The following is an 11,821-nucleotide window of genomic DNA, read 5'->3' as shown; positions in this document are numbered from 1 at the left end:
TCGACAATTTCGGCCACTGGCCCTAAATCTGTAAGAAATTGAGACTTTTTCGGCACTTTATGCCCTATCCAAACTGTCAAAATCATAGGTTTCGTGTTAAATTTTGGGCCAAATATTAATTTACACAAAACTATAACAGACAAGGTTGATACGATGAGTCAGGATAACGGACAATTTTCTTTTGTTAACACAGAACATGAAGTCTTAAAATTTTGGGAAGAGAATGAAATTTTCCAAAAATCACTAGAGCAAACAAAAGAGAAAGAGCCTTATATTTTCTATGATGGCCCTCCATTTGCGACTGGTCTTCCTCACCACGGTCACCTACTTGCTGGAACTCTAAAAGATATCGTTCCAAGATATTGGACAATGAAAGGTCGCTACGTTCAAAGAAGATTTGGATGGGATACACACGGACTTCCAATTGAGCAAGAAATTAATAAGAAATTACAAATGACGGCACACGAAGCACTCGAAAAACTTGGTGTTGCTGGATACAACCAAGAGTGTCGCTCAATTGTTGATCGCTACACAACTGAATGGCGTAAAACTGTTACCCGTCTTGGACGTTGGGTAGACTTCGACAATGACTATAAGACAATGGACCCTACTTTCATGGAATCATGTTGGTGGGTATTCAAATCTCTTTGGGATAAGAATATGGTCTACAAGGGAACAAAAGTTGTTCCTTACTCAACTGGTCTTGGTACAGGACTTTCAAACTTTGAAGCAGGTCTTGATTACCGTGATGTTCAGGACCCAGCAGTTACTGTTCTTTTCAAATTAGATGATCCAGAAAAAGCAGGTGCCGATTACGTCGCAGCTTGGACAACAACTCCATGGACGCTTCCATCTAACCTTGCACTTTGTGTTGGGCCGGATGTTGATTACGTTCGTGTAAAAGATAACGACCGTGGTGTTACTATTATCTTCGCTGAAGCAAGAGTTGAAGCATTCGCTAAGAAGCGTAACCTTGAAGTTGTTGGTGAGTCTTTCAAAGGGACTGAACTTCTTGGTCTTAGATATGAGCCACTATTTGACTTCTTTGCAAATCTAAAAGAAGAAGGTGCGTTTACAATCTTTAATGACGAATACGTAACAACTGATAGTGGTACAGGTATTGTTCACCAAGCACCAGCATTTGGTGAAGACGATAATAGAATCTGTAAAGAAGCTGGCATGATGGCAGAAGTTTGCCCAATCGATGATGCTGGTCAATTCACAAAAGAAGTTCCAGCATACGCAGGTCTTTACGTAAAAGATGCTGATAAAGAAATCATCAAAGCGTTAAAAGATAATACAAAATTATACGATCATGGAAACCTCGTTCACAGCTACCCATTCTGCTACCGTTCAGGGACTCCACTAATCTACCGTACAATCCCTCAGTGGTATGTAAAAGTAGAAGAGATCGTCGACAAGCTTGTTGCTAATAACAAAGAAATTCACTGGGTACCAGGACACATCAAAGCTGGCCGTTTTGGTAAGTGGCTAGAGAATGCTCGTGACTGGGCCGTATCTCGTACACGTGTTTGGGGAACTCCACTTCCAGTTTGGATTAATGACGAAACAGGAAGCATGAAGTGTATTGGTTCAATCGAAGAACTAAAAGAACTATCAGGAGTTGAACTTTCAGATCTTCACCGTGAATTCACTGATGAAGTGACATTTACAATTGAAGGCGAAGAAGGAACTTATAAGCGTATTCCAGATGTATTTGACTGTTGGTTTGAGTCTGGTTCAATGCCATACGCACAACTTCACTACCCATTTGAAAATAAAGAAATCTTTGAAAACGGATTCCCAGCAGAGTTCATTGCTGAAGGTCTCGACCAAACACGTGGTTGGTTCTACACACTGACAATCCTTTCAACGGCACTATTTGATAAGCCAGCTTTCAAGAACGTTATCGTTAACGGTTTAGTTCTTGCAGAAGATGGAAAGAAAATGAGTAAGTCTCTAAGAAACTTCACAGCTCCAGATGAGTTAATGGAGGAGTTCGGATCAGATGCTCTAAGACTATATCTTATCAACTCAGGACTTGTGAAAGGTGAAGAGCAGCGCTTTACTGATGCTGGTGTTAAGGACATGGTTCGTCGTGCCCTACTTCCTTGGCTAAACTCTTTCAAATTCTTCCAAACTTATGCATCAATTGATGGATGGAATTTTAATGAGCATGCTGAAAGCGGTGATAATATCACTGACAATTGGGTTATCTCAAAGCTACAAACTCTTAAAGAAAATATTGAATCAGAAATGGCACAGTACCAACTTTACAACGTTGTACCGGCCCTATTCCACTTCATTGAAGACTTAACGAATTGGTATATCCGTCTGAACCGTTCACGTTTCTGGGGAGAAGGCCTAACAAGTGATAAGAATCAAGCATACACTGCTCTTTTTACAACTCTTAAAGAAGTAACGATTGCCATGGCACCATTTGCGCCATTCCTATCGGAACATATCTTTAGCGAGCTTAAGAAGTTTGATTCAAGTGAAAAAACTCTTTCTGTTCACCTTTGTGACTACCCTGTTGCTAACACTGAACTTAAGAATGCAGTTCTTGAAGATGCGGTTGATAGAATGCAACAGATTATCCTACTTGGACGTCAAAAGCGTAACCAAGTACAAATCAAGGTTAAGACGCCACTTGCTCGTCTAAGTGTCATTCATAAAGACCAAGCTTTACTTGATGAGATCAAGAAACTTGAAAGCTATATCCAATCAGAGCTTAACGTTAAGTCTGTTGAGTACACAACTGATGAAGACCACTACATCAAGCTTTATGCGAAACCAAACTCTCCAGTTCTTGGTAAACGTCTAGGAAAAGAATTTGGTAAGTTCATGGGACTAATTTCAAAACTTGGTGCAGCTGAACTAAATGAATTAGAAGAAAAAGGAAGCTTAGAGCTTGCAGGTGAAACTTTTGCGCCAGAAGATATCCTAATCTTTAGAGAAGCAAAGGAAGGAACTCAGGCCCTATCAAACCGTTATATTTCAATTGATATCGACACAAACCTTTCAGAGGAATTAATCCTTGAAGGTCTTGCACGTGAGGTTGTTAATAGAATCCAAAGAACGAGAAAGGATTCTGGATTTAATGTTGAAGATAGAATTGAAGTTAGCTTTGCTGCTACTGATCTTCTTGCAAAAGCAATTGAAACTCACACTGACTACATCACAAAAGAAACTCTTGCTAACTCTCTAACTGTTAGCACAGATACTCTTGAGCATGAGTTCAAAGTTGATGATGAGAATCTAAAAATGACGATTGTAAAAGCTTAATAAGCACATAAAAAGAAAGCCTCCATTACGGAGGCTTTTTTTTGGCATCTCACTTGCTTCATATATCTCCAATATCATTAAAATTAAGAATATTGTAAATAAACAGTTTATATCTTAGACACTTTTTATTTATTTGTTCAATTTTTATACAATGGAGATCAAATGAAGAAGTTACTCGTATTCACTATTCTACTATCATCAATTTCAACATTCGCAGCTCAAAACTCAGAGTTACCAGTAGGAACTATTATTACCTCTCTCCTGCAACCAGTGCAGTTTCAAAGAGAAATGGGAAGTGAGTGGCGTCTGATGGATGGTTCTAAAATTAATGGATCACACTTAGCTTCTATGTTTGGCGATAGACTTCCTGATGCCAGAGGAAAGTTTTTAAGAATGGCAAATAATGGTGCTAACTGTGGTGATAAGAATAATTGTGACTTTGATGTCGAAAATAGAACCCCTGGGCACTATCAAAAAGACACATTAAAATCTCATACTCACTCATATTCAGATACTGTCCCTAATACTCATCTTGGCTGGGGCCTTGAGGACCACAGTGGGAATGCTGGCTTTCAAGGAAATGGTAAGAATACAGGATCAACTGGCGGGCATGAAACTCGCCCAAAAAATATTGCAGTAAATTATTTTGTAAAAGTTGAAAAGTGCCAAACAAAAAACTGTAAGTAATCCTCTCGGAGTTAAGAAATGAAAAAGATAATGATAAGCTCCATCTTACTTAGTAATGTAATGGCGCAAGCACCACAGAATATAAATAATTACCTCTATTCAAAGCAATACCAAATGAATGGAAAAACAGATGAGCTTCTAGAGCGACTAAAAGAAGGTCGAGATAATATTCAAATGCATCAAACTTCTGCACTATGGATGAAAGCATTTTATGATGTAGCAGATGTAACATCAGCTGTACTTCCTCCCCAAACAGGAATTGCCGTTGGTATCTTAACAAAAGTCGGACAACGACTAACAGATGCACGAGTCGCAGAACAGGAATTCATCTATACTCAAAAGGTAAAAGATATCTTTTTTGAAATGTCACAAAATCAAAAGGCTGAGTTTCTAAATATACTTGAAATGTCTTCCGCAAAAGATAGAGCTGAAGCACTTGTCAAACTTGCATCTGAATATGGAAGTACTGATGAGACATTAAATCTAAATGATGAAGAAAGGCAGAAGCTTGCCTATCAATTAGGGAAGAATAGCTTAGAAGTTGCTAAATTCATTGCCCAAAATCAAAATGATTTTATTCAGCAACAAGGTGAAGCTTGGCGAAGCTTTAGAGAAGAAGTTTCAGAAGACTTCGATAAAGTGAATCAGACGATTCAAGCAAGCATCGCATACGATGTTAAACAAGATGAGGCTATCAATAACCTCAGTAAGAATATTAATGAATTCCAGGAGAGATACAATACTTTCTCGGCCAACTTAAGAGCACAAATTGCTTCACAAGAAGTCGATATCGAAAAAAACACCGAGAGGATTCAAACTAATCGATCACAAATAAATCTAAACCGCGAAATGATTGAAGAGCTTTCAGATTCTGTTTTTGATAATAAAATTAGTATTGATGAACTGGAGAACTCTGTCTCATTACTTCAAGATGATGTTGCCTTTAACCAACTACTCTTATTCGATGATATGTCAGCCGCCCAAAAGCTTGTGGCACTTGATAACCCAAGATTCCTTTCTGAAGTGTACCCAAATGGTATCGAAAGAGAAATTATCAAAGAAAAACTTGAATTAGTAAAAACACGAGTTGAGATTGCTCAACAGTCTCAAGAGATAGCTCAGGGAGCTAGTGATATCTTAAAAATTGCTGATAACTTAGGCTTTAAAGGAAAGAACTCAAAAGAGATAAAAGAAGTTCTCCAATATGGAATTGCAGCGGCCAATATTACGGCATCAATTGCCTCAGGTAATTATCTCGGTGCAGCAGTTGCTATTACAGGACTATTTGGAAAGAACAGTGGACCTAGTGCTGAAGAGTTAAGACATCAGCAACTGATGGAAACACTAGGTATCATCGATGAAAAATTAAATCAGGCTCTCGAAAATCAAAAATTGATCTATGAAAAACTTGGTGAAATCGAAAAAAGTATTTCGAAGCTAGCTACAAGCCTAAAAGAAGTTGAAAAGAATCTTTTAACAGAAGTTGGTTTCATCCAAGGTGATCTTGCTTTCATCTTAAATATGCTCAATCAAAATGATCAAACAGTAAGAAAGTTAGATCTATGTAATGACTTTTTAAAATCGAGGTCTGAGCTCAATATGTACAAAGAGCAAAGATACGCTTCTTTTGAGACGACACATGATCCACTTTCTCTTGAACAATATCTAAACTTCAACAAGGGTTACTTTGTAGAATGGAAAGATTTAGAGAATCACTACTCAACTTTTAAAGAAAAGCGTGATTTTTCTTTTAAAGCAAATTGTATGTATCCACTACAAACCCTTTTTTCAACCTCAAAAGAAAGAAGTTCTTTTTACCGCTCACCACTACTGATGGGAAGTTACGTAAAAGACTCAACTTCTCTAAACTCACAGGTTCTAGCACCTGTATATAATCCACTGCTAAAGAAGCTATTACACCTTTATCCTATTTCGTACCAATTGAATGAAGATATTGTACTCAACAAGGCTCTTAAGGCCTATATGACCTTAGCAACGAGTGAGTATCACTTCTTAAGTTCTTATGATGAGTATTCAAATCATCTAACAGAAGAAAAACTAAGTAAGGCCCTTGAAGAAAGCGATGATATCAACTCTTCAAATATTGAAATGGCCATGAAAAATATTCTTCATCCTCCTAAAATCATAAAATATGGCCATATGCTTTTAGAAACTCTGCCATACCATGATTTAGTTAGAAGTAATGACAAACTTCTTTCAAAAGAGAATATTGATCAAGCTAATTTTGTGGATGGAAGTGAAGAGACATTTAACTCTTTAAAGAAGCTCATCCCAATCGTAAACAGTGCGATGGCGCAACAGCAGGTTTTTAGTGGAATGTTAGTTCTAGAAAGACTACATCAGGATTTACTTGGAACAAATGGAAGTAATGAAAAGAAGGCATCTTTAAATATCTTAAAGAGCTCTCCATTACTACTAAAAAACTATATTAGATACAGAATCTATAGTGATCTCGTCTCTAATAGAAGAAATGATACGTTAAAAGGCAGCGATAGCCTTGAAACTGTTTTCATCACAAACTTAAATACATACACAGAAAACTACAACAAAAATAAATTGAATTTGAATGAGCTTAAAAGAGATTTGGGCGGTCTATTAACAAATAACGTTATCCCTGATCCAGCTAGTTTACAGGAGTTTAAGTATTTACAAACAAGCGACTACTATTCACTTAGAAACCTTAAGATGGAAATATACCGTTTACTTTCATATTACCCATTAAACACTGAAGCAAATATTGATCTCATTTCTTATTCGCTTCCCTATAGTATTTTTAAAAAGACCAATAATACATCAGATGATAATGATGACTTTTGGGATTTCTGGAATTAAAGAAATGCCTCCATTATGATCTGTACCCCATTTTTGGGACAGGTTTAAAAAGGCCTTACTAAGAAATTAATTGCCTCCGATATTCACTCGGGGGCATTTTTTTTAGTCCTAACTGTGGTCGACTATGATTATAGTAATTAATTTCTCTCGTCACTTCTTTTTTTACATCATCTAAATTTTTACATCCCTTCAGTTCTAAATGATCTTTCAAGTATCCAAAAAAACTTTCCACAGGTGCATTGTCGATACAATTTCCTTTTCTCGACATTGATTGTGTAACTCCATTGTCTTGAAGCTTTTTTTGAAAACTAAAGTGTGTAAAATGAAAGCCTTGGTCCGAATGGATCATCAAATTTTTCTTTTCTTCTTTTGTCAGTCTCTTTAATGCTTTATCCAGAGCAATATTTGTTAAATTTATATCAATTCTGTTAGATATGTTTTTTGCAATAATATCTTTTGAATATAAGTCCTTAAAGACGGCTAAGTAGGCTTTCTTTGTGCCGTACTTTAATTCTGTTATATCTGTTGAATAGACAGTATCAGGAGTTTTAACGTCAAATTCTCGATTTAGGATATTCTTTACTGTTTTATGTTCTTGATTCTTCTTTAAAAAATAACGATATTTATTCTTTCTTCTTATCTCTGTCTTTAAATTGTATTTTTTCATGATTCTATAAATCTTTTTTTTATTCATCACTACACTAAAATTTCGTTCAAGAATCATCTTTATTTGTCTTATTCCAACTTTTCTTTTTCTTTGTTGAAATACGAAGCTAATCAACTCAAAGTCTTGTTTATCCTTGTCGATTTCATATGACTTTGTGAGATTGCGATAGAAAGTACTCTTAGCAACACTAAACTCTTTAAGAAGTATTGATATTCGTAATTTTGGATTACTCTTTATGGCCTTAACTATTAAATCCAAACAAGCTTTTTCAAAGCTAAGGCCTACTTCTTTGCGTAGCCCAAGGCCTCTCTCTGAATTGCTACAATAGCCTCTAGCTCTTCGTACGTTGGTTTCTTTGGTCGTCCACCTTTGCTACTTGAACCACGGAATTCAATTCTGAAAGTATCTTTCCCTTCTTCAATGTATTTCTTTTTCCACCTTTTTAAACAATAGTCACAATACTTTGGCTTAAAAAAATTAGGGTTGATCCCCTTAGATGTGAAAATCTCTTCTGGTGATTTTCCTTTGAGATATTGGTCAACTGCCCAAATTTTGAATTTAGCAGTATAAACAACGTGCTTTTCAGTCAATTTCTCTACTGACGAATTCTTCTTTAGAATTCTTTTTTGATAATCTGATAATTCTTGCATATCTGTACTCCAAAAAACAAACCCCATCATATCATAGATGGGGCTTTTTTATTGTGTCCCATTTAAGGGGTACAGATCATTACGGAGGCTTTTTTTATTCTTTAATTAAAATTGTTCCCGATAATTTTGGATCGACGGGGTAACATTTTTTTCTTTTATAATTTCCATAAAATGGATAGCTCTTTCCTAAGATGACAACATTCTTAATTTTTAAATTTGAAACTTGATCTTCCTTTATACGGATCCAGCCACCTATTAGACTAGAAGATTCAATGTCCAGGACCCCCTCTATTTCACATAGCTCACGACTGACAAGAGCAGCTTTAAAACCAAATTCATTAGTTTCGACTTCATAAAATCTCTCATAGTCAACTTCCCTTTCTTGCATGTATTTAAAAACTCTGTAGTTGATCCGATAGTCTGCACTCCCATATTTCCCAAAAGATACGTGAATTGGATTAACTCCAGTCATATCAAAATCATCATTTTCTTGATAAACAGGTGCTTGAACACGGGCCTTAAGATTAGAAATAACTTTAAGATTAGGACATTGACCACGAAGGTCCTCAAGATTAACATCCTCGACATTGAAAAGCCCTGTATCACAATTTTGGTCATCTTCATCACGTACAGATATCGGCTTTACTCCACCTATATAATAATCTTCCAATTTTAGATAAACCTCATGTGCAAAGAAGTCTCCAACATTCTTCTCCTTAAAGCTCAGGTCGCTCTTTCCATCAAAGAAAACTGTTTCACTTAGACGTTTTCCATATTTTGAAACGAGGTAGAAACGGGCCTGGAGATCAGTGTTAGTAGAGACTCTAAGAGTGATAAGAGAAAGACCATTTACAGTACTTAAATCGATATCTTCTTGATTAACAGAGAATAAGAACAGCTTATCTTCATTAATAAATGACGTTGGACAAGAAATTTCTTCACTTGAAAAGTTGGTTTGAATTGACTGACATTGGATTTGAGTTGCAATAAGTGACTGGCCTTTAAAGCTCGGATTAAGATTTTGACCAAAAAATGCTCTTTCATTTGGTTTCCCACAGGAAAGAAGTAGGATCATGGGAATCAGAAAAATTGAACGCATAAAAAATCTCCTTAGAATTAATTTTTGCCGTTATAGCTAAAATCAATCCTAAGGAGACTATATTTCTAATTTGAAATAGATCTTTTTAATTTTGGGATACCTAAGCGCCAAATCCCTTAAGCTGCTCACCTCCAACTAGGTGAAAATGCGTATGAAAAACACTCTGACAGCCATGCTGATTAACATTTGAAACGACACGAAAGCCATTTTTCTCGAGATCATTCGACTGCGTGAATTCCTTGATGGCATCAAAGACTTGGGCCATATCATCGCGATTCATCTCATTGATATTCTTTGAATGGTTGCGGTGAATAAATAAGTAGTGCTCTTTTGCTAACGGTTGAATATCTTGAAATGCATAGACATTCTCGTTTTCAAATACCTTTATTGAAGGAATCTCACCATTTAGAATTTTGCAAAATAAACAATCACTCATTACGCTTCTCCCTATTCGTTTACGAGTTCAACACTTGCACCAAGCTTCTTAAGCTTCTCTGGTAGATCTTCATAACCACGCTGAAGATGGTAGACACGATCAATTTTCGTTTCACCGTATGCACAAAGGGCCGCAAGAACGAGGGCCGCTGATGCACGAAGATCAGTACACATAACAGGAGCAGCCGTTAGAGGCTTTCCACCTTCAATAAAGACAGAGCTACCAAGTTGCTCAATACTTGCACCAAGACGAGTAAGCTCTGGCACATGCATGAAACGATTTTCAAAAATATTTTCTGTTACTAGTGAGTTCCCTTCAACAACTGTTAAAAGTGCAACCATTTGCGCTTGAACATCAGTTGGAAAACCAGGGAATGGCTCAGTAATAACTTTTGAACCTTTTAGTGAAGACGGGTATGTTTTAACAAAATCATCACCGATCTCAAGCTTTGCTCCCATGCCTTGAAGGTTTTCAAGAACATTGAAGAGATGCTTTGGGTTGAAGTTTTTTACCGTAACCTCAGACTTCGTCATAAGGCCTCCGATAATATAAGTAGCGGCCTCAATACGGTCACCAATTGCTTGGTAAGTTCCGCCGTTGAGTTCCTTAACTCCGTCGACAACAATACGAGACGTTCCAATTCCTGAAACCTTCGCTCCTAATGCGTTTAGGAAGTTTGCAAGATCATCAATCTCTGGCTCCATTGCCGCGTTCTCAATAATTGTCTGACCATCAGCAAAGACTCCGGCCATGATTAGGTTCTCAGTTGCACCAACTGAAGGGAACTTTAGTTTTACATGAGCGCCCTTAAGGTGATCCGTTTCTGCATAAACATAACCACTTTTCATTTCAATCTTAACATTCATCTTCTCAAGATTATCGAGGTGAATATCGATTGGACGAGTCCCAATGGCACAACCACCAGGAAGTGAAACCTTTGCTTTTCCAAGGCGCGAAAGAAGTGGGCCAAGAACAAAGATCGATGCACGCATTGTTTTTACAAGTTCATAAGTTGCTTCATGAGAGCTAAGAGTTGAAGCGTCGAAAGTAATATTCTTACCATTGCGATCACATTGCACACCCATCATCTCAAGAAGTTTAAGCATTGTATTAATGTCACGAAGCTTTGGTAGGCTCGTTAATGTAACTTTCTTATCTGTTAAAAGGATTGCCGCTAAGATTGGCAGACAGGCATTCTTGGCCGGAGATATTTCAACTTCACCAGAAAGACGTGCTGGTCCTTTAACTATAATTTTATCCATTTTTAATTCCTTTTAGAAAACGGTAGCGATCTGTATAGTCCTTAATCAGTTCAAGATTAGAGAATTGATATTCACCTAAAATATCTTTTAAGTGTTCTAAATGCAATTCACTACCTTCCATTATGAACAGGCCACCGGCATTCAACTTCTCCTCCACTTGTTGGAAGAAATTTCTAAACCAATTATCGTAATCTTCATCTTTTAAGTAAAGGGCAAGATGGGGCTCAAAACGATGAACCTGTCCATGCACTTCACTTAAATCAGCGTCCTCCTTAATATATGGAGGGTTGCTAATTATGATGTCGAATTTTTCATTGAGATTTGTTAATAAATCAGATTCTTCAAAGACGATTTTTACAGTCTTTGGATAGCGGTATCGGTGAAAGAATTTATTGGCACGAGCAACATCTAGGGCCTTTGGACTAATATCACTGGCCACAATTCTCGCTTCAATTTCTCCAATTTCTCCCGCTAAACTTAGAGCAATGGCACCACTTCCTGTTCCGATATCAGCAATAGAGATATCGTTGAGCTTATTCTTTTTAATATACTTCGAGGTCCACTCCACCATGATTTCAGTTTCACTTCGAGGGATTAGAACATTTTCATTTATATAAAAAGATGAGCGGTAAAAGAAAGCGCGATTGCTAATATATTCGAGGGGGATTCCCTGCCTGACTTTTTTTAAGAATTCTTCGATGACACCTTTATTTTCAGAAATATAAATGTCATCGAATTGAGACTCGAGGATGCGACAGAAGTCTTTCAGCTCGGCCTTTAAACGAGAAAGAGTAATTCCAGGGTAGTTTGCCTCTAAGAATTTTTTATTCTCATTAAAGAACGAGCCGATGTAGTCCCCAAGTGTAGTAAAGCTCATGCTAC

Annotated in this window: 9 protein-coding genes; 3 read left to right on the top strand and 6 right to left on the bottom strand. The window is 37.0% G+C overall.

All coding sequences use genetic code 11. The annotated features are described in order from the left end of the window. Nucleotides 1–153 precede the first annotated feature (153 nt). The 3 genes from ileS to ABMA79_RS07425 all read left to right on the top strand — a co-directional run bounded on the left by ileS (nucleotide 154) and on the right by ABMA79_RS07425 (nucleotide 6,825). Nucleotides 154–3,285, top strand: a complete 3,132-nt coding sequence (ileS, locus tag ABMA79_RS07435; protein WP_393091433.1) for an isoleucine--tRNA ligase — start codon at nucleotides 154–156, stop codon at nucleotides 3,283–3,285. Nucleotides 3,286–3,447: 162 nt separating this feature from the next. Then, the gene (locus tag ABMA79_RS07430; protein WP_393091430.1) at nucleotides 3,448–3,972 is read left to right on the top strand and encodes a hypothetical protein; all 525 of its coding nucleotides are present in this window, start codon (nucleotides 3,448–3,450) and stop codon (nucleotides 3,970–3,972) included. Nucleotides 3,973–3,990: 18 nt separating this feature from the next. Next, nucleotides 3,991–6,825 (top strand): hypothetical protein, encoded by a 2,835-nt coding sequence (locus ABMA79_RS07425; protein WP_393091427.1) that lies wholly within the window; start codon nucleotides 3,991–3,993, stop codon nucleotides 6,823–6,825. A 58-nt stretch (nucleotides 6,826–6,883) separates the two neighbouring features. Here the strand turns inward: ABMA79_RS07425 and ABMA79_RS07420 are convergent, their stop codons facing one another. The 6 genes from ABMA79_RS07420 to ABMA79_RS07395 all read right to left on the bottom strand — a co-directional run bounded on the left by ABMA79_RS07420 (nucleotide 6,884) and on the right by ABMA79_RS07395 (nucleotide 11,816). Then, nucleotides 6,884–7,750, bottom strand: a complete 867-nt coding sequence (locus tag ABMA79_RS07420; RefSeq protein WP_393091424.1) for an IS3 family transposase — start codon at nucleotides 7,748–7,750, stop codon at nucleotides 6,884–6,886. Nucleotides 7,751–7,773: 23 nt separating this feature from the next. Beyond that, complete coding sequence (locus ABMA79_RS07415) at nucleotides 7,774–8,142, bottom strand: hypothetical protein (RefSeq protein ID WP_393091421.1); 369 nt, start codon at nucleotides 8,140–8,142, stop codon at nucleotides 7,774–7,776. Nucleotides 8,143–8,236: 94 nt separating this feature from the next. Then, nucleotides 8,237–9,241 (bottom strand): hypothetical protein, encoded by a 1,005-nt coding sequence (locus tag ABMA79_RS07410; RefSeq protein WP_393091418.1) that lies wholly within the window; start codon nucleotides 9,239–9,241, stop codon nucleotides 8,237–8,239. A gap of 100 nt (nucleotides 9,242–9,341) precedes the next feature. Further along, nucleotides 9,342–9,677, bottom strand: a complete 336-nt coding sequence (locus ABMA79_RS07405; RefSeq protein WP_393091415.1) for an HIT domain-containing protein — start codon at nucleotides 9,675–9,677, stop codon at nucleotides 9,342–9,344. Nucleotides 9,678–9,688: 11 nt separating this feature from the next. Continuing rightward, complete coding sequence (gene murA / locus ABMA79_RS07400) at nucleotides 9,689–10,939, bottom strand: UDP-N-acetylglucosamine 1-carboxyvinyltransferase (RefSeq protein WP_393091412.1); 1,251 nt, start codon at nucleotides 10,937–10,939, stop codon at nucleotides 9,689–9,691. Further along, complete coding sequence (locus tag ABMA79_RS07395) at nucleotides 10,932–11,816, bottom strand: N5-glutamine methyltransferase family protein (RefSeq protein ID WP_393091409.1); 885 nt, start codon at nucleotides 11,814–11,816, stop codon at nucleotides 10,932–10,934. Before ABMA79_RS07395 ends, murA begins: the two co-directional genes overlap by 8 nt. Nucleotides 11,817–11,821: the final 5 nt, after the last annotated feature.

The organism is Halobacteriovorax sp. HFRX-2_2 (assembly GCF_043196705.1).
In the GTDB taxonomy this organism is placed as follows: domain Bacteria; phylum Bdellovibrionota; class Bacteriovoracia; order Bacteriovoracales; family Bacteriovoracaceae; genus Halobacteriovorax_A.
The sequence above is the reverse complement of the archived record's forward strand: the minus strand, read 5'-3'. Positions and strand labels throughout refer to the sequence as shown.